This window comes from Flavobacterium sp. N2550 (assembly GCF_025947265.1).
Lineage (GTDB): Bacteria > Bacteroidota > Bacteroidia > Flavobacteriales > Flavobacteriaceae > Flavobacterium > Flavobacterium endophyticum.
Genome location: NZ_CP110007.1, coordinates 3,362,233 through 3,385,490 on the forward strand (window position 1 = coordinate 3,362,233; position 23,258 = coordinate 3,385,490).

At 36.9% G+C, this 23,258-nt stretch carries 24 protein-coding genes; 11 read left to right on the top strand and 13 right to left on the bottom strand.

The annotated features are described in order from the left end of the window. Positions 1 to 14: 14 nt before the first annotated feature. The 9 genes from OLM56_RS14860 to ychF all read right to left on the bottom strand — a co-directional run bounded on the left by OLM56_RS14860 (position 15) and on the right by ychF (position 10,229). Positions 15 to 2,663, bottom strand: coding sequence for a DNA gyrase/topoisomerase IV subunit A (locus OLM56_RS14860; protein WP_182492238.1), 2,649 nt, complete (start codon positions 2,661 to 2,663; stop codon positions 15 to 17). A 45-nt stretch (positions 2,664 to 2,708) separates the two neighbouring features. After that, positions 2,709 to 4,562 carry a DNA topoisomerase IV subunit B gene (locus tag OLM56_RS14865; protein WP_121374577.1) on the bottom strand — a complete coding sequence of 618 codons (1,854 nt, stop codon included), beginning with the start codon at positions 4,560 to 4,562 and terminating at the stop codon, positions 2,709 to 2,711. 141 nt (positions 4,563 to 4,703) lie between these two features. Continuing rightward, entirely contained in the window at positions 4,704 to 5,078 is a 375-nt protein-coding gene (locus tag OLM56_RS14870; RefSeq protein WP_264527532.1) for a hypothetical protein, read from the bottom strand. Continuing rightward, on the bottom strand, positions 5,075 to 5,710 hold the full coding sequence (locus OLM56_RS14875; RefSeq protein ID WP_264527533.1) for a transglutaminase domain-containing protein: 636 nt from the start codon (positions 5,708 to 5,710) through the stop codon (positions 5,075 to 5,077). Before OLM56_RS14875 ends, OLM56_RS14870 begins: the two co-directional genes overlap by 4 nt. A gap of 113 nt (positions 5,711 to 5,823) precedes the next feature. Beyond that, positions 5,824 to 6,780 carry a transglutaminase domain-containing protein gene (locus OLM56_RS14880; RefSeq protein ID WP_264527534.1) on the bottom strand — a complete coding sequence of 319 codons (957 nt, stop codon included), beginning with the start codon at positions 6,778 to 6,780 and terminating at the stop codon, positions 5,824 to 5,826. Between the two features lie 25 nt (positions 6,781 to 6,805). After that, on the bottom strand, positions 6,806 to 7,489 hold the full coding sequence (locus OLM56_RS14885; RefSeq protein ID WP_264527535.1) for a TIGR02117 family protein: 684 nt from the start codon (positions 7,487 to 7,489) through the stop codon (positions 6,806 to 6,808). Further along, positions 7,486 to 8,013, bottom strand: a complete 528-nt coding sequence (locus OLM56_RS14890; RefSeq protein ID WP_264527536.1) for an NADPH-dependent FMN reductase — start codon at positions 8,011 to 8,013, stop codon at positions 7,486 to 7,488. Before OLM56_RS14890 ends, OLM56_RS14885 begins: the two co-directional genes overlap by 4 nt. Next, positions 8,010 to 8,951, bottom strand: a complete 942-nt coding sequence (locus OLM56_RS14895; RefSeq protein ID WP_264527537.1) for a YihY/virulence factor BrkB family protein — start codon at positions 8,949 to 8,951, stop codon at positions 8,010 to 8,012. The genes OLM56_RS14890 and OLM56_RS14895 overlap by 4 nt, the downstream gene beginning before the upstream one ends. A gap of 183 nt (positions 8,952 to 9,134) precedes the next feature. Beyond that, positions 9,135 to 10,229 carry a redox-regulated ATPase YchF gene (ychF, locus tag OLM56_RS14900; protein WP_121374581.1) on the bottom strand — a complete coding sequence of 365 codons (1,095 nt, stop codon included), beginning with the start codon at positions 10,227 to 10,229 and terminating at the stop codon, positions 9,135 to 9,137. A gap of 213 nt (positions 10,230 to 10,442) precedes the next feature. Between ychF and OLM56_RS14905 the strand changes: the two genes are divergently transcribed. Further along, on the top strand, positions 10,443 to 10,982 hold the full coding sequence (locus tag OLM56_RS14905) for a hypothetical protein (protein WP_264527538.1): 540 nt from the start codon (positions 10,443 to 10,445) through the stop codon (positions 10,980 to 10,982). A 77-nt stretch (positions 10,983 to 11,059) separates the two neighbouring features. On the opposite strand, the gene OLM56_RS14910 is transcribed toward OLM56_RS14905, so the two are convergent. Then, positions 11,060 to 11,410 (bottom strand): 4Fe-4S dicluster domain-containing protein, encoded by a 351-nt coding sequence (locus tag OLM56_RS14910; RefSeq protein WP_121374583.1) that lies wholly within the window; start codon positions 11,408 to 11,410, stop codon positions 11,060 to 11,062. Between the two features lie 114 nt (positions 11,411 to 11,524). On the opposite strand from OLM56_RS14910, the gene OLM56_RS14915 reads away from it, so the two are divergent. The 6 genes from OLM56_RS14915 to OLM56_RS14940 all read left to right on the top strand — a co-directional run bounded on the left by OLM56_RS14915 (position 11,525) and on the right by OLM56_RS14940 (position 16,304). Continuing rightward, positions 11,525 to 12,583 (top strand): acyl-CoA reductase, encoded by a 1,059-nt coding sequence (locus OLM56_RS14915; protein WP_264527539.1) that lies wholly within the window; start codon positions 11,525 to 11,527, stop codon positions 12,581 to 12,583. Positions 12,584 to 12,728: 145 nt separating this feature from the next. Next, complete coding sequence (gene serC, locus OLM56_RS14920; RefSeq protein ID WP_264527540.1) at positions 12,729 to 13,802, top strand: 3-phosphoserine/phosphohydroxythreonine transaminase; 1,074 nt, start codon at positions 12,729 to 12,731, stop codon at positions 13,800 to 13,802. A gap of 16 nt (positions 13,803 to 13,818) precedes the next feature. After that, entirely contained in the window at positions 13,819 to 14,778 is a 960-nt protein-coding gene (locus OLM56_RS14925; protein ID WP_121374586.1) for a D-2-hydroxyacid dehydrogenase, read from the top strand. Positions 14,779 to 14,846: 68 nt separating this feature from the next. Beyond that, the gene (locus tag OLM56_RS14930) at positions 14,847 to 15,404 is read left to right on the top strand and encodes a hypothetical protein (protein ID WP_264527541.1); all 558 of its coding nucleotides are present in this window, start codon (positions 14,847 to 14,849) and stop codon (positions 15,402 to 15,404) included. 117 nt (positions 15,405 to 15,521) lie between these two features. Beyond that, entirely contained in the window at positions 15,522 to 15,947 is a 426-nt protein-coding gene (locus tag OLM56_RS14935; RefSeq protein WP_264527542.1) for a DUF6146 family protein, read from the top strand. A gap of 30 nt (positions 15,948 to 15,977) precedes the next feature. Then, on the top strand, positions 15,978 to 16,304 hold the full coding sequence (locus OLM56_RS14940; RefSeq protein WP_121374589.1) for a DUF6787 family protein: 327 nt from the start codon (positions 15,978 to 15,980) through the stop codon (positions 16,302 to 16,304). Between the two features lie 51 nt (positions 16,305 to 16,355). On the opposite strand, the gene OLM56_RS14945 is transcribed toward OLM56_RS14940, so the two are convergent. Together OLM56_RS14945 and msrA are read right to left on the bottom strand one after the other, a co-directional pair. Continuing rightward, complete coding sequence (locus OLM56_RS14945; protein WP_264527543.1) at positions 16,356 to 16,655, bottom strand: hypothetical protein; 300 nt, start codon at positions 16,653 to 16,655, stop codon at positions 16,356 to 16,358. Positions 16,656 to 16,698: 43 nt separating this feature from the next. After that, positions 16,699 to 17,343: a peptide-methionine (S)-S-oxide reductase MsrA gene (gene msrA, locus OLM56_RS14950; RefSeq protein ID WP_264527544.1), complete on the bottom strand. Its 645-nt coding sequence runs from the start codon at positions 17,341 to 17,343 to the stop codon at positions 16,699 to 16,701. 145 nt (positions 17,344 to 17,488) lie between these two features. On the opposite strand from msrA, the gene OLM56_RS14955 reads away from it, so the two are divergent. The 4 genes from OLM56_RS14955 to OLM56_RS14970 all read left to right on the top strand — a co-directional run bounded on the left by OLM56_RS14955 (position 17,489) and on the right by OLM56_RS14970 (position 22,047). Further along, a complete protein-coding gene (locus tag OLM56_RS14955) occupies positions 17,489 to 18,148 on the top strand; it encodes an ABC transporter ATP-binding protein (protein WP_121374592.1) in 660 nt (219 codons plus the stop codon). A 6-nt stretch (positions 18,149 to 18,154) separates the two neighbouring features. Continuing rightward, positions 18,155 to 19,846, top strand: a complete 1,692-nt coding sequence (locus OLM56_RS14960) for an LIC_10190 family membrane protein (RefSeq protein WP_264527545.1) — start codon at positions 18,155 to 18,157, stop codon at positions 19,844 to 19,846. Between the two features lie 3 nt (positions 19,847 to 19,849). Next, positions 19,850 to 20,614 (top strand): TIGR02757 family protein, encoded by a 765-nt coding sequence (locus tag OLM56_RS14965; protein WP_264527546.1) that lies wholly within the window; start codon positions 19,850 to 19,852, stop codon positions 20,612 to 20,614. An 80-nt stretch (positions 20,615 to 20,694) separates the two neighbouring features. Beyond that, entirely contained in the window at positions 20,695 to 22,047 is a 1,353-nt protein-coding gene (locus OLM56_RS14970; RefSeq protein ID WP_182492252.1) for a DEAD/DEAH box helicase, read from the top strand. A gap of 5 nt (positions 22,048 to 22,052) precedes the next feature. Here the strand turns inward: OLM56_RS14970 and OLM56_RS14975 are convergent, their stop codons facing one another. Then, entirely contained in the window at positions 22,053 to 23,165 is a 1,113-nt protein-coding gene (locus OLM56_RS14975) for a lactonase family protein (RefSeq protein ID WP_264527547.1), read from the bottom strand. Positions 23,166 to 23,258: the final 93 nt, after the last annotated feature.

Genomic DNA, 23,258 nt, shown 5'->3' on the forward strand with positions numbered 1-23,258 from the left:
TTCCGTTTTTTATTTTAGTCTAAGCTTAACGTAATCTGTCCGTCGTCATCCAACTGTATGTCTCCTGAAATTTCGGTATCGCCAGACACTTCAATTTCTTCTGGGACTTCTTCTTCCGGAATTTCATACGGCAACGGTTCCAGCAGATTGACTTGTTTTAATTTATCGGCTGTCAATTGATTTCCGATTGCTTTTATTCCTTTCACGGCAATAAAGCTTTCTAAATCAACCGTCTGATTTTCTTTCTGAACACCTTTTACCTTGGCGAATACTACCTCCGCTACAGGGCGATAATCTGTTGCAACAATTTCTAATTGTGATTTCGGATGTTCTGTAATAAAGACTTCTTCTTTGTTTTCGTTTTCAATCAAGAAACGCTTCACATAATAGCGTTCTTTTTCGCCATCATAATAAATCGCAGAAATCGGTTTTTTAGGAATCCATTTTTCCAAAACAACCATATCTTCATCAAAATGCGTCGTCAGTTCTGGAATGATCGTTTTTAATTTTCCAGACTGATTGATAATCAGCAGCCTGTCATTTGGTCGGAATTCGCCTAGCAATTCGCCTCTTCCGTCTACATTTAGTTTCTGTACGGTATCGTCAAACCAGATTCTTCTTGGCTTTAAGGTCGAAATTCCTTTCTCCTTCAATTCGATTTTTTTAATTGGGTATTTGGTGACCAGATTTCCTTTAGAAGCCCTGCCTTTGATGGCCAGCGTTGCAAAATCAATATCGAATTTCAGTTTTTTGATGCTTCCTACCTGGCGCAATAAAATCGTAATGACTTCTGCCTCGCCATTCGGATTATGGGAGAAATACAGTACTTGCGAGCCTGCTTTTTCTTGGGTCAGGTCATACGCTTTATCACGGGTAATTCCAGAAACGTTGAAGCGTTTGATATAAGAAGGTCCGGATTTACCATCGCGGTAGATCATGTTATAAATCGTACGCTTGTCATTTTTATCGAAAATGGCGACATGGATGATATCCTTCCCAACGAACTTTTTATCATCGACTTTAGAAACCATCATGGTTCCGTTTCGAAGAAAAACAATAACATCATCAATATCGGAACAATCGGTAACGTATTCGTCTTTTTTCAAGCCGGTTCCGATAAAGCCTTCTTCCCTATTTACATAGAGTTTCGTATTTCTCAACACTACTTTTGTCGCTTCGATATCATCAAAAATTCGGAGTTCGGTCTGGCGTTCTCTTCCTTTTCCGTATTTCTCTTTTAGCTTCGTGAAAAAGGCAATGGCAAAATCAATAATATGCTCTAAATCATATTTTACTTGCTCGATGTCGCCTTCCAGAGCTTCGATCTTTTCTTGTGCTTTGTCAATATCAAACTTAGAGATTCTCTTGATTCGGATTTCTGTCAAACGGACAATATCTTCTTCTGTTACGGCACGTTTCAAATGCTGTACATACGGTTTTAGTCCTTCATCGATGGCTTTGATAACGCCTTCCCACGTTTCTTCTTCCTCAATCAGGCGGTAGATTCTCTTTTCGATGAAAATACGTTCCAAAGAAAGAAAATGCCATTGTTCTTCTAACTCGTCAAGCTGGATTTCCAACTCACGTTTCAGCAAATCAACCGTCCTATGCGTCGATATCTTTAGCATATCAGAAACGCCGATAAACAAAGGCTTATGGTTCTCGATGACACAGCCTAGCGGCGCTACAGACGTTTCGCAGGCTGTAAAAGCAAACAGCGCATCAATCGTCTTATCAGGAGAAACTCCTGGGAAAAGATGGATCAGGATTTCTACCTCAGCAGCGGTATTGTCCTCAATTTTTTTGATCTTGATTTTCCCTTTTTCGTTCGCTTTCAGGATACTTTCAATCAACGTCGACGTATTCGTGCTGAACGGAATCTGGGTAATCACCAACGTCTGCTTGTCCAATTGCCCGATTTTAGCACGAACGCGGACACGTCCGCCACGCATACCATCGTTATAATTAGAAACATCCGCAATACCCGCAGTCGGGAAATCAGGGTATAGTGTAAAAGGTTTTCCTTTTAATATTTTTATGGAACTATCAATCAGCTCATTAAAGTTGTGCGGCAGTACTTTTGTGGAAAGTCCGACGGCAATACCTTCGGCACCTTGTGCTAATAATAGCGGAAATTTTACGGGAAGATTGATCGGCTCGTTTCGTCTTCCGTCATAAGAAGCCTGCCACGATGTAATCTTTGGCGAATACAAAACGTCATGCCCGAACTTGCTGATTCGTGCTTCGATATAACGAGAAGCTGCGGCACTATCTCCAGTAAGGATGTTACCCCAGTTACCCTGCATGTCGATAATCAAGTCCTTCTGTCCGATCTGTACCATGGCATCGCCGATACTGGCGTCACCGTGAGGATGGTACTGCATGGTATGCCCGACAATGTTCGCTACTTTATTGTAACGTCCATCATCCAACTCTTTCATGGAGTGCATGATCCTGCGCTGTACAGGCTTGAAACCATCTTCGATAGCAGGAACGGCACGTTCAAGGATTACGTAGGAAGCATAATCCAAAAACCAGTCCTTGTACATTCCGGTTACCTTAGTAATGGTATCCTGGCTGTCCTCTTCTTGGTTGTCGTAAAAATGCTGTCCTGTTCCTTCTGGCTGACCTTCTATTGGCTCTAAATTCTCTTCTTCGTCCATTTATTCAAGTTCGTTCCTTAAATTATTTCGATTGTAAATTGTATTCTATTTTTCCACCACATCCAATTCTACCTTCAAGTTATTGATGATGAATTCTTGTCGGTCTGGCGTATTTTTGCCCATGTAAAATGACAAGAGCTGTTCGATAGAAGTCAGCTTGTCCAACATAATCGGGTCTAATCGGATATCATCGCCTATGAAATGCTTGAACTCATCAGGAGAAATCTCTCCCAAACCTTTAAATCGCGTGATTTCTGGCTTCGGTTTTAGCTTTTCGATGGCATTTACGCGTTCTTCTTCGGAATAGCAGTAAATCGTTTCCTTTCTGTTTCTAACCCTAAACAAAGGCGTCTGCAAAATATACAAATGCCCTTCTTTGATTAATTCTGGGAAAAATTGCAGGAAGAACGTAATCAGCAACAATCGGATGTGCATTCCGTCGACATCGGCATCGGTTGCGATTACGATATTGTTGTAACGCAGGTCGCCCATATCCTCCTCTATATTCAAAGCGGCTTGGAGCAGGTTGAATTCTTCGTTTTCGTAGACAATCTTTTTGCTCATGCCATACGAATTCAGCGGTTTTCCACGCAAGCTGAAAACGGCTTGGGTATTAACGTCACGCGATTTCGTAATAGAACCAGAAGCCGAATCTCCCTCGGTGATAAAAAGCGTGCTTTCTAAGCTTCTTGGGTTTTTAGAATCGGTCAAGTGTACGCGGCAGTCGCGTAATTTTTTATTGTGAAGACTGGCTTTTTTTGCACGGTCTTTGGCTAATTTTCGGATTCCAGATAATTCTTTTCTTTCACGCTCCGCCTGCAAAATCTTTCGTAAAAGCAACTCAGCCGTTTCTGGATTTTTATGAAGGAAATTATCTAATTTATTTTTAACGAAATCATTGATAAACGTACGAACCGATGGCAAGTCCGGCCCCATATCTGTCGAACCTAATTTTGTTTTGGTCTGCGACTCGAAAACAGGCTCCATCACTTTGACACTAATGGCGCTGACAATTGATTTTCGTACATCTGAAGGTTCAAAACCTTTGTTGTAGAATTCACGAATCGTTTTTACGAGCGCTTCGCGGAAGGCAACCAAATGGGTTCCTCCTTGCGTCGTATTCTGACCGTTTACGAAGGAATGGTATTCTTCAGAATATTGTGATTTGCTATGCGTAAGGGCTACTTCGATATCATCTCCTAGCAGGTGGATGATCGGATAGACCATATCGTCTTCGGCAATATTTTCTTCTAATAAATCCTTAAGTCCGTTATCGGAATAAAATTTTTCGCCATTGTAAATTATTGTCAAGCCCGTATTCAGGTAGCAATAATTTTTCAGCATTTTCAGGATATATTCGTTCCTGAATTTATAGTTCTTGAAAATGGCTTCGTCTGGAATAAAGGTAACTTTCGTTCCTTTTCGCTTTGTGGTATCGATTACATCTTCTTCAAGCACTAAATTACCAGCCGAAAATTCGGCGGCTTTCTGTTTGTCTTCACGAACAGATTCTACCCTAAAATAATTGGATAAGGCGTTTACGGCTTTGGTACCGACACCATTCAGACCGACCGATTTCTTAAAGGCAAGCGAGTCGTATTTACCACCCGTATTCATTTTCGAGACTACATCGACTACTTTTCCAAGCGGAATTCCACGGCCGTAATCGCGTACGGAAACCGTCTTGTCCTTGATAGTCACCTCGATAGTTTTTCCGGCGCCCATAACGAACTCATCGATACAGTTGTCTAAAACCTCTTTTAATAAAATATAGATACCATCATCTGGCGAAGAACCGTCTCCTAATTTCCCGATATACATTCCCGGACGCATTCGGATGTGCTCTTTCCAGTCGAGAGAACGGATATTGTCTTCGGTATACTGATTTTGTTCTGACATTTGAAAATTATGGATTTTGTGCTAATATACAGTATCGACAAGAAAAATGAAAGTCTTGCAGGGTAAAGTTATCAATAGAATATTGACAAATGAATTGGGGATTTGTGATGGAGAATTTGTGATTTTTGCTTTGCTTATCTGTCAGATTGAAGTCGATTTTCCGCGTATTATTTTGTACATGGAAACGGCTTTTTGGTTTACAAAAATAGTCAAATAACAATCTGAATTCGGAGCTACATGAACATCAAATTCTGTGCTATTTCCGTTTCGTTTTAAGATGGCGTTTTGAGCTTTATTGTCTGAACTCAGGACATAAAATATTTTATCATTTTCTCCTAAATTTTCTAACTTAAATGGAATAGTGTTCGATTTTTTAAGAGACAAAATTCCGTTTTGAGGAGCAATAAATCGAAAGTCAGACTTTATATAATCGGCATAATAAAAAGGAAAGTTGGCATACTCTTTTTCGGAAAAATTGCCTAGAATCCAATTCTTTTCGTCTGGAAAATGATTCAAGACAAAGAACTCGGGCTCGGTAAAAAATAGCCTGAATTGAACTTTGGAACAAAAGTTCTTTTTTGTTCGTTCACGACGCCTGCACCCCACGTTACATCGAGCAATTTCCATTTTCCATTGACTTTTACAGCATTCCAAGCGTGCGTGCTTTCTGTTGGCAATTTCCCGATGTCACTCGGACTTGTTTTTGCATTTCCGGTCACGACTGCACTTTCTAATCCTGACAAATTAGCAAGATGCTCATAAAGCAAGGCATAGCCTTGACAGAGCGCTACATTTGTCTTTAACACTTTATTGATTTTATCCAGCTTGATCTGCTTTTGCTTCTGCAATCTTTCTTCTTCTGTTCGATAGCGATAGGCAGTTACGTTTGCTCCTGACCTAGAAAAGAAACTCTTTACATCGTATTTTACATTAAAAGCAATCCACGAAAAAATTGCGCGTGCTTTGTCTTCTTCCTTCGAAAAATCATGGTTAATTTTTGAAGCTAGTTCTTCTGGTTTTGAAAATGTTTTGGGATAATTGGAAACAATGACATCCACTTTTGAAAAATCCTGCGCAAAAACAGGCAGGCACAAAAAAAGCATCCATAAAAATGCCTTTTTTAAAAAGCTTACATATATCTCTTTCATAGCATGACAATTAGCAAGAATCTTGCCAAAAGAAATCTATAAATATTACTATGACTGAGACAAGCCTATTGAATTTCAGGTCACACCATTCGAGCGTATTAAAATAAAATCCTTTATCGACTCACTAAATAGGTTACCATAATTTTACGATTGACATATATCGTCAAATAATCGCCTGATTTTCCAGATAGTGGAATGTCAAATTGGGTTTCTTTATTCTCGTTATTTAGATAAGTAAGCTTATTATCACTACTAAAAATATATTCAGCATTATCATATTCACCTAGATTTTTAATTTCTAAATGAAAATTTGTTGCCGAAGAAGAAATAATTCCAAGTTCTGGAGATATCTTATAATTACCTTTAAAATAATCTCTGTAATACACAGGCAACTTTGAAAAGTCTTGTTTCGACTTATTAATCGTAATCCATTTTTTATCTTCTGGATAATGATTTAAGAATAGATCATCTGCAGAAATAAAAAAGTATGAATCATTAAAGTCTGGCTTAAAAGAATCGTCTTTTTGAGAAACATATCCAGCCCCAAGTGTTGTATCGACAAATTTCCATACATTATTGATTTTTACTGCATTCCATGCATGATCCGTAGCCAAATTCACCTGACCAATTTGTGATGGATCGGACTTTAAATTTCCAATTATTATCTCGCTTTCTAGTCCTACTAGCTTGCTTAATCTCTCAAATAACATTGAATATCCATGACAGATAGCTTTACCTGAAAGCAAAGCTTTAGAAATGATTGTTTCTTTGAACTTTATTTCCTTAGCCTTCTTTTCTTTTTCATCTCGATATGAAAATGCCATGTCAGACGGGCCTTTCATTGAAAAAGCAGCAGCAACATCAAATTCAATATTAAAAGCTATCCAAGAATACACAGCTCTAGCTTTTTCAGAATCGTCAGTAAAATCTTTTTTTATCAAATTACTTATGATTTCTAAGTTTTGGACTTTAGATGGATATTTTTTTACAATTTCATCGACTTCCAAAAAATCTTTTGAAAAAGAATTTGAAATACAAAAAAACACTAAAAGAGTAATTATTTTTTTCAAGGCTTAAATAATTTAGTTAAACAATTTATCTATAATGACAAAATATTCCAGTATCCGAAGGCGTCCAAACCGCGGCTTTTTGATCCGCACTTTTTAAGGCATTATTTGCCCATGTATTGCAGGTATAGAATAGGCTGTATTTGCGTTTGGCTTCGTAAAAGCTGTCATTCTGCCCATAGGTCGTCGCATGAATCAAGATTGGATTTCCATCTGCATCATACTGAAAACTATCTTCAATATATTTTATCAGTTTTGCATATTCTTCTGTGCTGATATTGATTTTTATGCAATCTTCATTCTCTTTTAATTGCTTAAAAAAAGTCGCATGCATCGCTGAAGTTCCGAGATAAAATGCAGCATTGAACGCAGTACTGAATTTTAAATCAGACCATTCTGGCGTGTTCAGATAAAATCCTTTATCGCCCCAACCAAAGCCAATAAATTGCATCGTAGCGTCTTTTGAGGCGATGTGGTCAAATTTAATTTTCTCGCTCCAATCTTTATATTCAGTCTTTATCGGAACTACGATATCGGTATGAACACCATTACTTTTGATATAAATCGCTACATCTTCGGTCGGATTCTTGTCTTCAGAATTGACTGAAAATCTTGGCAAAACCAAGGCAACAATTATATATAGAACAAAAAAAGCTAAAATCCCTAAAAGGAATTTCAGCAGTAGGCGCAGTATTTTTCTTAAGGATTTCAAAGAGGAAAGTTTTTTACGATTTCTTTCAATTGATTGTCATATTCTGGGTTTGAAATAATTCGCTTTTCAACATCGAAATTAGTATAAAAGCTTGGCAACGAAAAAAGGGCTTTGATATTTCCGCCATGCCTTGGAAGGTTGCCGTTTGCAAATTCCAAAACACCTTTGCCTCCTCTTCCGCCTGGCGAAGTCGCCATTAGCAGCATTGGTTTTTGTTGGAATACTCCATCTTCTATCCTAGAACACCAGTCGTAAATATTTTTAAAAGCGACCGAATAGATGCCGTTATTTTCCGCAAGCGAAATAACCAAAACATCGGCTTCTGCTAATTTTGCTAAAAACTTTTTTGCGATTTCGTGCTGGCCGATAACTTTTTCTCTATCAACTGAAAAAAGAGGCATTTCATAGTCGTTGAGATCTAAGATTTCTACTTCCGCTTTTTCAAAAAGACCTGTAGCATAGGTTGCCAGCATTTTATTAATAGAGGTCGAGCTATTGCTTCCGCCAAAGGCAATTATTTTCATAGTTTGAATTTAGTATTCGTTTCCGCGTCTGTAATTTCAAAAATCTCTTTTTGAATTTCTACAGAATATTCATTCGGGCTGATGCTGCCGCCAAAAGCTTTGGCATAGACCTTAGTGAATTCTGCACCAAAGTAAAGAATTATTGCGGAATAATATACCCAAAGCAAAATAATTATCACCGATCCTGCGGCTCCATAGACTGTTGCTACTGCTGAACTTCCCAAATAAAATCCAATGGCGAATTTGCCAATCATAAACAGTATGGAAGTACTTGAGGCTCCAATAAAAGCGTCTTTCCATTTTATATTTCCGTCAGGCAGTGTTCTAAAGATTATGGCAAAAAGTATCGTAATTATAAGAAATACGATTATTAAATTTAAGACATAAAACAAATAAACCGTACTTTCTGGAAAATAGAGCTTGAGCCTTGCGCTTAATAAATCCATCACAGAATTGACCAGCAAGCTGACCAATAGAAGGAATCCCACAGAGGCAATCATCGAGAAAGACATTAATCGATTTTGAATGAATTTTTTAATTCCTTTATTCGGTTTTGCTCGAAGTCCCCAAATAAAATTAATAGAGCTTTGTATCTCTGCAAAAACTCCCGAAGCTCCAATTAAAAGCATGACACCTCCAAATATCGTTGCAAAAACATTACTATTGGAAAGCTCTACATTTTTGATAGCGTTTTGTATTTGAATAGCGGCATCATTTCCGACCAGCCCATTAATTTGCCCATACAACTGCCCTGTAACCGCTTCTGTCCCAAAAAAGAAACCGCAGATAGTGATGATAATAATCATTAAGGGAGGCAATGCGAAAATGGTATAATAGGATAATGACGCGCTTAATTTGATCGCGTTGTCATCGTTAAATTCATTAAAAGTCGTCTTGAGCAAGTACCATGTTTTTGAAAGCAATCCTTTGGTTTTCATGATAATTTTTGGTTTTGGTTTACTCAAATATAACGTATTTGGGGAAGTTTAAGAATTGGTTTATGGGATTTTTAACGTAAGGAAGCTTTAGTTGAAGGATTGAAGCCACATTCTTCTCCTTATTGTCATACCATAAAAAAAAGCGACACTAAAGTGTCGCCTTTTAAAATTTGTTTAAAAAGATTAAACGTTGAATCTGAAATGCATCACGTCTCCGTCTTTTACAATATATTCTTTTCCTTCTACACGAAGTTTTCCCGCTTCTTTTACTTTCGCTTCTGAACCAAAAGCTACATAGTCATCATAAGCGATAACTTCTGCACGGATGAATCCTTTTTCGAAATCGGTGTGGATAACGCCTGCCGCTTGCGGTGCCGTAGCTCCGATATTAATAGTCCAAGCACGAACTTCTTTCACACCAGCCGTGAAATACGTCTGTTGCTTCAATAATTTATAAGCTGCACGAATCAAAACAGAAGCTCCTGGCTCTGTCAAGCCCATGTCTTCTAAGAACACCTGACGCTCTTCGTAGCTTTCTAATTCTGTGATATCCGCTTCAGCGCCTACAGAAAGTACGATAACCTCTGCATCTTCGTCTTTTACCAATTCGCGAACTTGATCTACATATTTATTGCCGCTTACAGCAGAGCTTTCGTCAACATTACAAACATATAGTACTGGTTTAGCCGTAATCAATTGGAAAGATTCCATCAAAGCTTCTTCGTCATTATTTTGTGGCGTTATCGTTCGTGCGGATTTAGCTTGCAAAAGCGCTTCGCGGATTCTGTTCAACAATGCTTGCTCAACCTGCGCTTCTTTGTTTCCTGTTTTTGCCGCACGGTTTACTTTCTCAAGACGTTTCTCAACAGTCTCAAGATCCTTTAGCTGCAATTCAATATCAATAGTTTCTTTGTCGCGGATAGGATTTACATTTCCGTCAACGTGAACAATATTATCATTATCAAAACAACGCAATACATGGATGATAGCGTTGCACTCGCGGATGTTTCCAAGGAATTGGTTTCCTAGACCTTCACCTTTGCTCGCTCCTTTTACCAATCCTGCGATATCTACAATATCTACTGTCGCCATCTGAACGCGTTCTGGCTTTACCAATTCTTCCAGCTTGTTGATTCTCGGGTCTGGCACATTCACGACTCCAATATTAGGCTCAATGGTACAAAACGGGAAGTTCGCGCTTTGTGCTTTTGCATTCGATAAACAATTGAACAATGTTGATTTTCCAACATTTGGCAATCCTACAATTCCTGCTTTCATTATGGTATAAGTATGATATTGATAATTTTAAGGGTGCAAATATAAGCTTTTGGATTTGAAATTAAGCGCTATTTGCATTTCTATTTTGATTCCCAAAAAATTAAAATATTCCTAACTAAAACAATATTTTACAAATACTTTATGATTTTTTATTAATTATTTTAACATAAAAAACTTAAATTTGTTAAAATAAACACTCTAATTCAAATCACTATGAAAACGATCTTATTAAGCAGTGTAGCCTTATTAGCTACAATCGGCCTTCAGGCACAGAATAAAAATGTTACTGATGTTTCCAAAACTACTGTAACCACGGTGAAGGATTCAGATGGAGAGAAAAAATATTTAAAAACTCAAGAGGTACAGGAAGTTCAAAATATCGAGTTCCAAAATGCAGATTCTAAAGCTTTAAACAAGGATATGAAAGAAACGCCTGTTGAAGTAGTTTCAAAAACCAAAGTAATGAATCCTGACGGAAGCACAAGAACTGTAGATATTGACCGTTCTTCTTATTATACTTCAAACGGAAAAACATATCAATTGACTCTAGATCCTGCCGGATATGTGATTTCTACGCAAGACAAAAAACGATTGGGAATCTTGAGAGCAACAACTACAAACAGTTATATCTATAGAGGAAAAAATCAGACTTCTGTAGGTTATTTCGACACTAACGGAAATTTAGTTGTTGAAACGTATGATGACAAGTCAGATAAAGTAAGCATTGAAACGTACGTTCGTTCGCAACAATAAGCATTTATATAAATCACTTCATAAAAAAAACCTGAATTAATAATTCAGGTTTTTTTATTTTATGTTTTAGAAGAAAGCTATTCGCCGTGCAAGAATGCTTGTCTGTTTAAAAGGGTTTCTTCGCTTTCTACATGATTATCATCCGGAACGCAACAATCTACAGGACATACTGCAGCACATTGCGGCTCTTCGTGAAATCCTTTACATTCTGTACATTTTCCTGGAACAATATAATAGATATCGTCCGAAAGTGGCGTCTGCGCATCATTCGCATCAACTTCTTCGCCGCTCGGAAGCACTATCTTCCCGCTTAATTTTGTCCCGTCTTTATATCTCCAGTCGTCCGCACCTTCATAGATGGCGGTATTCGGACATTCTGGTTCGCATGCACCACAGTTGATGCATTCGTCTGTTATTATGATTGCCATTTTTTCTTTTTTTTGCTGTAAGCTATAGGCATTCTGCTTTAGGCTTGCCTACTGCCTAGAAAAGGTTTATTTTTGTGCAAAATTACGTCCAAAACAATTCATAAGCAAATCAATATGACTTTAGAACACAAAAAAAATATTTTTGTTGAACTTGGCAAATTTCTTAGCCAATTTTCTGAAAATGAAAGTATTAAAAAAGAAAACGTTTTATATAATGATTTGTTTTTCAATGATTTCCAGGATCTGATTCAATTATCGAAATCGCATAATGGCTGGTACACTCCTGAACAGGTCTTTTTTGCCGTAAATTCTTGGGCAGAAGCGTTGACAAAAGACAATCTGGATCAATGGCTTTCCAGCTATAATTTGGAAAATACAGGAGGCAAAACCGTCGGACTGATTTTGGCGGGAAATATTCCGCTGGTAGGCTTTCATGATTTTTTATCCGTACTCATCACTGGACATAAGGTCTTAATCAAAACATCTTCAAATGACCAGCATTTATTGCCTTTCTTGGCGAAATATCTCATCGCCCTAGAACCTAAATTAGCCGAATACATCACTTTTGCAGATGGAAAATTAGAAAACTTTGACGCCGTTATTGCTACTGGAAGCAACAATACGGCGCGTTATTTTGAATATTATTTTAAAGACAAACCGTCTATAATTCGTAAAAACAGAAATTCTGTAGCTGTCTTAGGCGGCTCCGAATCCAAAGAAGATTTCATTGGACTGGGTGAAGATATTTTTAGATATTTTGGCTTAGGATGCCGAAATGTCTCCAAGCTGTTTGTTCCGAAAGACTATAAATTTGATTCTTTTTTTGAAGGGATTTTCGAATACCAAGACGTTATCCACTACGAAAAATACGCTAATAATTATGATTATAACAAGGCTGTCTTCTTGATGAGCAACTTCAAATTGTTAGATAACGGATTCCTCACCATAAAAGAAGATACCAGCTATTCCTCTCCTATTTCAAGCGTTTTTTATGAATTCTACGACGATTTAGAAACACTAAAAAATCGATTAGAAGCTGATAATGAACAGATTCAGTGCATCGTTTCAAAAGGAATTGTCGACAATAGCATTCCATTCGGAAAAACACAAAAACCAGAGCTTTGGGATTATGCCGACAATGTCGATACTATTGCATTTCTTTCATCAATTTAAACAAAAAATTATATAAACACAATCTTACTATATCGTTTTCGTTAATAACCTTGTGAAATTATTACAAAAACGTAAAGGAATCTTTAATGCTAATTTCTGAAATTTGCTTTTCAGAATTTTAGACAACACTTCCTAAACACACACAATGAAAAAACACAATTATAGCGCAGGTCCTTGCATTTTACCGCAAGAAGTCTTCGAAAAATCAGCACAAGCAGTTTTAAATTTCAATAATTCCGGCTTATCGATTTTAGAAATTTCGCATAGAAGCAAAGATTTCGTAGCCGTCATGGAGGAAGCCCGAGCTTTAGTCTTAGAACTTTTAGGCCTGGAAGGAAAAGGCTACCAAGCTTTATTTTTGCAAGGCGGCGCCAGCATGGAATTTTTAAGAGTCCCTTACAACTTGCTAAAAGAAAATGGCAAAGCGTCTTATCTGGATACAGGTACTTGGGCCGCTGGCGCCATTAAAGAAGCTAAGGCTTTTGGAGAAACAATCGTAGTCGCTTCTTCTCAAGGAGAAAATTACAACCATATTCCGAAGCAGTATGAAATTCCTGCGGATGCAGATTATTTTCACTGTACTTCCAACAATACGATTTTTGGAACGCAAATGAAGGATTTTCCGAACACGAATATTCCTATCGTTTGCGATATGAGTTCTGATATATTTTCACGCCAGTTAGATTTTTCAAAATTTGACCTGATTTATGCAGGCGCTCAAAAAAATATGGGACCAGCAGGCGTTACGCTCGTTGTTGTCAAAGAAGAAATTTTAGGCAAGACAGGCAGAGCTATTCCAAACATATTAAATTACCAACAGCATATCGACAAAGAAAGCATGTATAATACTCCAGCGGTTTTTGCAGTCTATACCTCGCTTTTGACCTTGCAATGGCTAAAAACCCTTGGCGGTATTCCTGCAATTGAGAAAATCAACGAAGCCAAAGCCAAGCTTTTGTATGCAGAAATCGATAGAAACCCTTTATTTATAGGAACTGCTGTAGCTGAAGATCGTTCTAATATGAATGCTACTTTCCTTCTAAAAGACGAAACCCAAGCTGCTGCTTTTGACAAATTATGGAAAGATGCCGGAATTTCTGGCCTATCAGGACATCGTTCCGTCGGAGGTTATAGAGCCTCAATGTACAATGCATTACCGCTAGAAAGCGTCCAGGTATTGGTTGATGTAATGCAAGAATTTGAAAAGACAATTTCTTAAATAGTAAAGTAAAAACATGAAAGTATTAGCCAATGACGGTATTTCTAAAAGCGGTATCAAAGCTTTGGAGAAAGGCGGATTTGAAGTCATCACTACAAAAGTAGCTCAAGAACAGGTAGCCAATTATATCAACAAGAATGAAGTCGCTGTGCTTTTGGTTCGCAGCGCAACAAAAGTGCGTCAAGACATCATTGACAATTGTCCTTCGTTGAAAGTAATCGGCCGAGGCGGTGTCGGCATGGACAATATCGATGTAGATTATGCCCGTGAAAAAGGCATCCATGTCATAAATACTCCAGCCTCGTCGTCAGAATCTGTGGCTGAATTGGTATTTGCTCATTTGTTCTCCGGTGTACGATTTCTTCACGATGCCAACCGCAACATGCCTCTTGAGGGCGATTCTAACTTTGAAGGCTTGAAAAAAGCCTACGCGAACGGAATTGAATTAAAAGGCAAAACACTTGGAATTATCGGTTTTGGAAGAATCGGAAAAGCAGTCGCCAAAATTGGCCTCGGCCTTGGAATGCGCGTTATTGCTTCTGATAAATTTGTAGGCAATGCTGAAATCAAGGTCGATTTTTATAACGGGCAGTTCATTAATGTAGACATCGTTACCGAGCCAATGGAAGATATTTTCAAACATTCTGATTTTATTTCGCTCCACGTCCCTGCCCAAGATGGCTATGTAATCGGAAAAGAAGAATTTGAGCTGATGAAAGATGGCGTAGGAATCGTAAATGCTTCGCGAGGCGGCGTAATCAATGAAGTAGAACTAATTGAGGCTTTGGATAGCGGAAAAGTTTTATTTGCAGGCTTAGACGTTTTCGAAGAAGAACCGACACCTGCTGTACAAGTTTTGATGCATCCAAAAATATCATTGACACCCCATATCGGAGCAGCTACTCTTGAGGCGCAAGACAGAATTGGCACCGAATTGGCAGAACAGATTATAAGTTTATTAAAATCAGACATATAAATTTATTCTTTCTGTTAAATTTAAATCTTTTTTACATAGATTTGTTTTAAACTTTAAATCTATAGAAGATGCTAGAACAATTATCAGATTTAGTAAAACAATATGGAAATGAGGCAGTTGTAAACAACAATGCCGTACCAAATGAGCTGAATGAAGGTGTGATGGACGAAGCCAGCACTTCTATTTTTTCTGGACTGCAGAAAATTATTTCCGAAGGCGGTGCCGATAAAATCGGTGAATTATTCCTAGGCGAAAATGCGGGTTCTGCTTCAAATCCTGTCGTAAAACAATTGACAGAACAGTTTTCTGGCAATCTGGGTGAAAAATTCGGACTTAGTGGCGACGCAGCTTCTGGAGTTGCTGGAGGATTAATCCCAAAGGTATTAGGATCGTTAATTGGGAAGGCAAAAAATCCAAATGATAAAAGTTTTGAAATTTCCGACATCGTAAATTCACTTTCTGGCGGCGAAGGAAATTCTTCTGTCATGGATGCTATCCAGAAATATGGCGGCCAATTTGGTCTAGACCAAAACAACGACGGTAAAGTGGATATGAGCGATGCTATGGCTGCTGTCAATAAAAAAGGCGGTATAGGAGGCTTGCTAGGGAAATTATTCGGAAGATAAAAAATCTAATTTCTATAAACTTAGAGCCAGGCAATTGCCTGGCTTTTTTATGTTAAAAATATAAAAATCAATAGAATGGTCTGTTCAGAATGAGTAACTTTATGCAAACTTCACAATATGAAAAATCTGGTTTATATAGGAATTCTCTTCATCGTTATTTTTGGATGCACTGCAACTAAAAACAACAATGCAAAGACTTTTAAACAAGACGATAAAGCTGTGCAAAATGACACGGTCAGGATTGCTAATGACGAACTGGAGTATGAAGTAATCATTATCGATCCAGGCTTTAACAGTTGGTTTTATACCTATGCAAAACCAAGAGATTATTATTCGCAGCAATATCTAGAAGCTCGAAACCGCACCTGGGTTATCGAATGGAATGCTAGAGCTAATCGAGGCGATAGGCTTATCGACATGAGCATCGATTACCAAAACAATATCGATTATGGTTACGAAGTAAATTATATGCTCTACAATTACCTTACTTATTTTCAACTTACCAATAATATAAAGCTGGGAGGTTTTGTCCCTCGAATTTAAAATTGTAGTTTTGCATTATATTTATTAAGTATGAATAAGCTTAAAAAACGCTGGGGAATTACATCCAATTTCCAGCTTGTCATAATATTTATTGTCTTTGCTATTAACGGTTCGCTTTCTGCCCGAATTTCTTATTTTTTGATGGGACTTCTGGGAATTACAAAAGAAAACACACACTGGTCACTTTATTACATCATCTTATTGGTTTTGGTGCTGCCACTCTACCCTTTTATGCTGATGGTATTTGGATATCTTTTCGGCCAATCAGGATTTTTCTTCCCGTTTGCCAAAAGAATGATCCGGAGCATGAGATTGGGGTTTTTATTGCCAAAGGAAAAAGTTGATCCCGAAAAATAAATAAAAAAGCCAGAAACTAATTCTGGCTTTTTTTTATGTTAATATGCTAGCTTACTTTTTTTCCTTACTGAAATAATACGTATAAATCCATGTTAGGGTAAATGTCGGCAGGATGTCAGTGAAAGGAAAGAGTTCTTCTAAAAAAGAAATAATTCCCCCTACAGTCCCAACAGTTCCTTTGTACATCTTTGCCAAGATAAATCCAGATATAGGAGCCCAAGCAAAATCTGCAAATTCTCCCAAAAAAGGCAACGCATACGAAAACATTCCAATAGCATCAAACAAAAGGCTCAGCATAAGCTGTTTCTGCTTTTTATCTGACGCGGTCTTTATCTGAACTTGTTCTGTCATTTTCAATCGTTTAGTTGCTTGTATAACGCAAAACTAATGCCAATTATTTTTTCAGCTTCTCAGAGTACTGCTTTCTTACTTTTTCTACTTTTGGCGTAATGACATAACTGCAATAGGATTTCTCTTTATTCCTTGCATAATAATTTTGGTGATAATCTTCAGCAACATAAAATTTAGTCGCTGGAGAAACCTTTGTCACCACTGGCTTACCGAAAGTATTCTGAGAGTCAAGCAGCTTGATATAGTCTTCTGCAATTTTCTTCTGTTCATCACTATGATAAAACACTTCGCTTCTGTATTGCGTTCCCACATCAGCGCCTTGACGGTTCAAGGTTGTTGGGTCGTGGGTAGCAAAAAAGATTTCCAGCAATTCTCCAAAACTGATCTTGCTTGGGTCAAATGTAATCTGCGTGGCTTCTGCATGTCCGGTAGTTCCTGTAGAAACTTCCTCATACGTCGGATTTGGAGTCTTCCCGCCTATATATCCTGATTCTACTTTTTTAACGCCATCCAATTCTAAAAAGATAGCCTCTGTGCACCAAAAACAGCCGCCTCCAAATGTGGCGACTTCTAATCCTTTTTCTACTTCCATTTTTACGGGTTCCTTAACTTCTGAAATTAATTGTTCTTTTTCTTTTGACTGGCATGAAATTGTAATCAACGTCAGCAGTCCGATCATCTTTTTCATTGTATCATGTTTTCCTCAAAATTAATCAATCTATAAGTTTCCTAGACAGCATTAACTAAACTTTATCACTGTATCTACGAAAGAATATAGTACTAAAGATGTGAAATTTTTCAAAAACTTTGTTTCTTTGTAGAAACTGCAAAAAATGATTCAGGCAAAGAATTTACATAAATATTACGACAAGCTTCATGTGCTGAAAGGCGTTGATCTTCATATTGAAAAAGGCGAAATCGTATCTATCGTTGGGGCATCAGGAGCTGGAAAAACTACGTTGCTGCAGATTCTTGGGACTCTAGACAAACCTAGCATCGAAAATGGTACGCAGCTACAGATAAACGGAGAAAATATCTTGCAATTAAACGATAAAGCACTTTCTCGTTTTAGAAACTTACAGCTCGGATTTATTTTTCAGTTTCATCAATTGCTACCTGAATTTACCGCTTTAGAAAATGTATGCATTCCTGCCTTTATTGCTGGAAAATCAAAATCGGAAACTGAGGCTGAAGCAAAAAGACTATTAGATTATTTAGGATTATCACATAGAATTAATCACAAACCGGGAGAACTTTCTGGAGGAGAACAGCAAAGAGTTGCCGTTGCGCGTTCGTTAATCAACAAGCCTGCTGTAATATTTGCTGACGAACCTTCTGGAAACCTCGATACCGCTTCTGCAGAAAACCTACACCAATTATTTTTTAAGTTAAGAGATGAGTTCGGACAAACCTTTGTTATTGTAACGCACAATGAAGAATTGGCAAATATGGCTGACAGAAAACTGATAATGTCTGATGGATTAATTCCTTAAAACAAAATGATCTTATTACTTTTAAGTTGGGTCTATATTTTATTTACCACCATAAACCTAGGTTTTTTTCTAGATAAAATCCTTAAGCTTAAAGTTCAGAATCTTACTTTCTTATCAATTCTTGGATTATTCTCGACTACTATAATGGCTAGCTTTTGGGCCATTTTCGGAAGGATAAATTTCGAGTTTCATTTGGCTCTTTTGTTATTAAATTGTGCTTTATTCTTAAGCAACAAAAAAGCTATAATTTCTATTTATAAAAACTTCTTTCTAGAATTAAAATATCTTGACAAAACCTTAAAAATTCTTCTCGGCTTAATTACTCTTTTAATAGTAGTACAATGTGCCTCAATTCCTTTTATAATTGATAACGAATCCTATTATATTCAAACAATCAAGTGGATTAACGAATATGGCTTTGTAAAAGGCTTAGGTAATTTGCATATTTATTTAGGACAAACAAGTGGATGGCATGTGCTTCAAAGTGCTTTTAATTTTTCTTTTATATACCCTAATTTCAATGACTTGAGCGGATTTTGTCTGCTTTTAGGAAATATTTTTTCAATCCAAAAACTTGACAATTATTTCAAAACAAAAAATAAAACAGACCTGATTATTGGATTATTTCCTCTTTCAAATATTTTACTTTTCCAATTTATAAGTGCTCCTTCACCTGACCTTCCGATTTATGTTTTCACCTTTATAATTTGTTCTTTATTTTTAGATAATTACAGAAAGATTAGTACGGAAACTTTCAACTGGATTTCAATTTTAGTGCTCTTCTCTCTTTACATAAAAACAACATCCATCGCATTATCTTTGATTCCGATTCTTATTCTTTTTCAAAATTATAAGAATTTAAAAATCTATAAAATTACTGGTCTAGCTCTCGTAATCTTATTTCTCTTTATAGCTAAAAATTTAATTATCACAGGATATCCTTTATTTCCAATAACTAAAAATTTTGGATTGGCCTTTGACTATCAGATTCCAGAAAAAATAGCAACATACTATTATGATCTGACAAAACATTTTGGCTATTCGTTATCAAAATCAAAATTTCAAGAAATGTCTTTTCTTGAAATTTTCATACATTGGTTAAATCTTCCAAAACTTCACGGATTTTTTAATAAGATAAGCATTGTCTTAATTGTACTATCTCCAATTATAATTTATAAATTTTATAATAAAACTAAATTTTGGGTTCTTTATGCTGTGATGGTTCTTCAATTTATACTGCTTTTTATGTCGTCTCCGCAGTATCGTTTTTTTATGAATTTCATTCTGATTTTTAGTTTTTTACTTTTATCTTTATTACTAAATAAAAAACAAATAATTCTAATTTCACTTTCAGCTTTCGCACTCTTACTAACAATACTTGTCTTTATACCTTTGAATTTTAGCCTATTAACAAAAAACAAACATACGCTAGAATCAAGTAATTTTAATTTTGAAAATTTCGTTTTCCCTTATAAAAACACCAAATACGATACCGCTTTTGAATTGCTAAAAAATGAAAATCTAGATTATTATAATCCAAAAAATATTGATTTTTTCTGGGGAACTGGGGATGGTCCGTTACCCTGTGTAAGAAAAAAGCAACTCGATTATTTTGAAAAAAAATACCAAGTAAAGCCACAAATGCGAAGTGATATTATAAAGGATGGATTTTATGCAAAAGACACTTCAAAAAAATAAGAAATGACTCAGAAAGAACTAAAGATTTTCCTCGACGAAAAAGTCGAATTATATAACAAGCCTGATTTTATTGAAAGCGACCCGATTCAGATTCCGCATTTATTTTCTCTAAAAGAAGATATCGAAATTGCTGGTTTTTTGAGTTCCATCATTGCTTGGGGAAACCGAAAAATGATTATCAACAACTCCAAAAAAATGATGGATTTGATGGGAAATTCTCCTTATGATTTCATCATGACGCATCAGGAGTATCAATTGGAACGATTGGAAAATTTTGTACACAGAACTTTCAATGGCCAAGATTTTATCAGTTTTATCAAAGCTTTGCAGCATATCTATAAAAACCACAACGGACTGGAAGCTGTCTTTTTGAAAAATCAAGAAGCTAATTCGATGCAAAAAAGTATACACGAATTCAAAAAAATCTTCTTTGAAATTGAACACCAGCAAAGAACCCAAAAACATATTTCCGATCCGCTGAATAATTCTGCGGCCAAGAGAATCAACATGTTCTTAAGATGGATGGTACGCCAAGACAAAAAAGGAGTTGATTTTGGCATTTGGAAGAGCATTTCGCCTTCAACATTATCGTGTCCGCTAGATGTGCATTCCGGAAATGTGGCGCGCAAACTAGGTCTTTTGACTCGAAAACAAAACGATGCAAAGGCGCTAGCTGAATTAGACCAGCAGTTGCGAAAGCTAGATCCTAAAGATCCCGTGAAATATGATTTTGCATTGTTTGGATTGGGCGTCTTTGAAGGATTTTAGCTCATCATCTAATGGCCTAAAAATCAAACAATCCAACGAAGTCCAAATTTTAACGTACCTTTGCACAAAATTTACACATTATGTCCACTTTTGAGCAATTCAACCTTCCTAAATCCTTACAAAAAGCAATTGATGACTTAGGATTCACATCGCCTACTCCAATTCAGGAAAAATCTTTTTCTGTGATTGCATCAGGCCGTGATATGATGGGAATTGCACAAACTGGTACAGGTAAGACTTTTGCGTATCTTTTGCCTTTATTAAAACTATACAAATTCACTCCTACACATACGCCAAAAATCGTAATTCTTGTCCCAACAAGAGAATTGGTCGTGCAAGTTGTGGAAGAAGTCGAAAAACTGACAAAATACATGTCAGTCAGAACATTAGGTATTTACGGTGGTGTAAACATCAATACTCAAAAAACGTCTGTCTATCAAGGAATTGACATTTTGGTCGGTACGCCTGGCCGTGTCATGGATTTGGCCTTGGACAACGTTATCCGCTTTGACGAGACTCAAAAGTTAGTCATTGACGAATTTGATGAAATGCTGAATCTTGGTTTCCGCGTACAGCTGACTTCCATCTTGGCAATGATGAAACCAAAACGCCAAAACATATTGTTTTCAGCTACGATGACAGATGAAGTCGATGCTGTTCTTGAAGATTATTTTGATTTTCCAGAAGAAGTTTCGTTGGTTCCATCGGGAACGCCGTTGGAAAAAATCAAGCAGATCAAATACGCTGTTCCGAATTTCAATACAAAAATCAATCTTCTGAAATACCTTTTGTCAAATGATGAAAGTATGTCTAGAATCTTGATATTCGTCAATAACAAAAAATTTGTAGACATGGTTTATGACCGAATCACAGACGATTTCGGTGACCAATTTGGCGTAATCCATTCTAATAAATCTCAAAACTATCGTTTGACAACGATGGAAAATTTCCAGCAAGGAGCACTTCGAGGAATCATCACCACAGACGTCATGGCGCGAGGTTTGGATATTTCGGACATTACCCATGTACTGAATTTTGATGTTTCAGAAGTTCCAGAGCAGTACATCCACAGAATCGGAAGGACAGGACGTGCTGACAAAGACGGAATCGCTATCAGTTTTGTCGGTCCGAAAGAAGAAGAATTCTTTATCGAAAGCGAAGTGCTGATGAACAAAGAAGTCGATACAGAACCAATCCCAGAAGGAGTCGAAATTTCAACCGTCTTGATCGAATCTGAAAAAGTAAGACAGCCCGTTAAGCTGTTGATGAAGAAAGTCAAGAAAGAAGGCGGAAGCGCTTTTCATGAAAAATCAGACAAGAACAAGAAAGTCAATTTGGGAGGTCCTGGAAAAACAAAACCTAGAAAAACAAAATCCAGAAATCGCGGCGTTGAAAGAAGCCGAGATAAAAAAAGAAAAGACAAGGATAAATAGATTCGCTACATTTTTGCAAAAACCAAACAAACGGGAGCGCACAACTCAATTCGTTTTCCCGTATCTGAAAGTTTCCCTGTAGTTTTGTCAATCTTAAAGATCACAATTTCATTCGTGTACTGATGCCCTACCAACAAAAATTTACCCGTTGGATCAATCACAAAATTCCTCGGCCCTTTGCCCTTTGTGCTTACCTGATTCACCAAATCTAAAGTCCCTTTTTTATTGATGACAAAGGCATTGATTGTGTTGGCATCTCCCCTATTTGTAGCATATAAAAACTTACCGTTAGGCGAAATATGGATATCTGCAGCACTATTTTCACCTTTAAAATCTTTGGCAACGATAGTCGTTTCTTGAAGCTGCTTTAGCGAACCATTTTTGTATTTAAAGACAGTCAGTGTTCCGTCCAATTCTTGAAGCAGATAGGCAAATTTTCCATCTTTACTAAATGTCAAATGACGCGGTCCGCTGCCTGATTTTACGGCAATTCTTTCTTTTAGTTCTAAAACTTTTTCAGGAGCATTTTTATCGTATTTGTAGACAGAAATCTGATCTGTTCCCAAATCATTTGCAAAAACGTATTTCTTGTCTGGCGAAAAATAAACCATGTGCACGTGGGCGCTTTCCTGACGCTGGGCATTGATTCCTTTTCCTTCATGCTGTATGACTTGTTTCGCTTTATTCAAGCTGCCATCAGCATTTTTCCCAAAGACAGAAATACTTCCACCTGAATAATTAGCTACAATGACATTTTTTTCGTCATTGATAATATAGCAAGGATCGGCTCCATGGGAATCTTGGGAATTCAAGAAATTTAATTTCCCGTTTTTGGAATTAAATCCAAAAGCACTCACTTGGCTGTCGACTCCATTTTCATTTACGCTATACAAAAATTTCGTATCGCCAGAAATAGTCAGATAGCTTGGATTTATTATTTTATCGGAAGTACTTTTCAAAGAAAAATCACCCGTATCGGTACTAAAATCATAGACATAAATTCCGTTGCTCTCGCAGGAATTAGTATACGTACCCACAACCAAACTATAGATTTTATCTTGAGCGTTGGCCGTTAGTACTAAGAAAAAGACAGAAAGTAGAAACCCGATTTTTTTCATTTTCAAGAATTGTTTACTGCAAAAATAAGGCTTCGAGCCTCAAAAGCATCTTCAAGAACTGTTAATTTAATAGTTCAAAAAAATCACAAAACT

Coding starts and splice junctions, on each gene's coding strand:
- OLM56_RS14860 (WP_182492238.1), bottom strand. CDS start 2,663: ATGGACGAAGAAGAGAATTTAGAGCCAATAGAAGGTCAGCCAGAAGGA.
- OLM56_RS14865 (WP_121374577.1), bottom strand. CDS start 4,562: ATGTCAGAACAAAATCAGTATACCGAAGACAATATCCGTTCTCTCGAC.
- OLM56_RS14875 (WP_264527533.1), bottom strand. CDS start 5,710: ATGAAAGAGATATATGTAAGCTTTTTAAAAAAGGCATTTTTATGGATG.
- OLM56_RS14890 (WP_264527536.1), bottom strand. CDS start 8,013: ATGAAAATAATTGCCTTTGGCGGAAGCAATAGCTCGACCTCTATTAAT.
- OLM56_RS14895 (WP_264527537.1), bottom strand. CDS start 8,951: ATGAAAACCAAAGGATTGCTTTCAAAAACATGGTACTTGCTCAAGACG.
- ychF (WP_121374581.1), bottom strand. CDS start 10,229: ATGAAAGCAGGAATTGTAGGATTGCCAAATGTTGGAAAATCAACATTG.
- OLM56_RS14905 (WP_264527538.1), top strand. CDS start 10,443: ATGAAAACGATCTTATTAAGCAGTGTAGCCTTATTAGCTACAATCGGC.
- OLM56_RS14910 (WP_121374583.1), bottom strand. CDS start 11,410: ATGGCAATCATAATAACAGACGAATGCATCAACTGTGGTGCATGCGAA.
- OLM56_RS14915 (WP_264527539.1), top strand. CDS start 11,525: ATGACTTTAGAACACAAAAAAAATATTTTTGTTGAACTTGGCAAATTT.
- serC (WP_264527540.1), top strand. CDS start 12,729: ATGAAAAAACACAATTATAGCGCAGGTCCTTGCATTTTACCGCAAGAA.
- OLM56_RS14925 (WP_121374586.1), top strand. CDS start 13,819: ATGAAAGTATTAGCCAATGACGGTATTTCTAAAAGCGGTATCAAAGCT.
- OLM56_RS14930 (WP_264527541.1), top strand. CDS start 14,847: ATGCTAGAACAATTATCAGATTTAGTAAAACAATATGGAAATGAGGCA.
- OLM56_RS14935 (WP_264527542.1), top strand. CDS start 15,522: ATGAAAAATCTGGTTTATATAGGAATTCTCTTCATCGTTATTTTTGGA.
- OLM56_RS14940 (WP_121374589.1), top strand. CDS start 15,978: ATGAATAAGCTTAAAAAACGCTGGGGAATTACATCCAATTTCCAGCTT.
- OLM56_RS14945 (WP_264527543.1), bottom strand. CDS start 16,655: ATGACAGAACAAGTTCAGATAAAGACCGCGTCAGATAAAAAGCAGAAA.
- msrA (WP_264527544.1), bottom strand. CDS start 17,343: ATGAAAAAGATGATCGGACTGCTGACGTTGATTACAATTTCATGCCAG.
- OLM56_RS14955 (WP_121374592.1), top strand. CDS start 17,489: ATGATTCAGGCAAAGAATTTACATAAATATTACGACAAGCTTCATGTG.
- OLM56_RS14960 (WP_264527545.1), top strand. CDS start 18,155: ATGATCTTATTACTTTTAAGTTGGGTCTATATTTTATTTACCACCATA.
- OLM56_RS14965 (WP_264527546.1), top strand. CDS start 19,850: ATGACTCAGAAAGAACTAAAGATTTTCCTCGACGAAAAAGTCGAATTA.
- OLM56_RS14970 (WP_182492252.1), top strand. CDS start 20,695: ATGTCCACTTTTGAGCAATTCAACCTTCCTAAATCCTTACAAAAAGCA.
- OLM56_RS14975 (WP_264527547.1), bottom strand. CDS start 23,165: ATGAAAAAAATCGGGTTTCTACTTTCTGTCTTTTTCTTAGTACTAACG.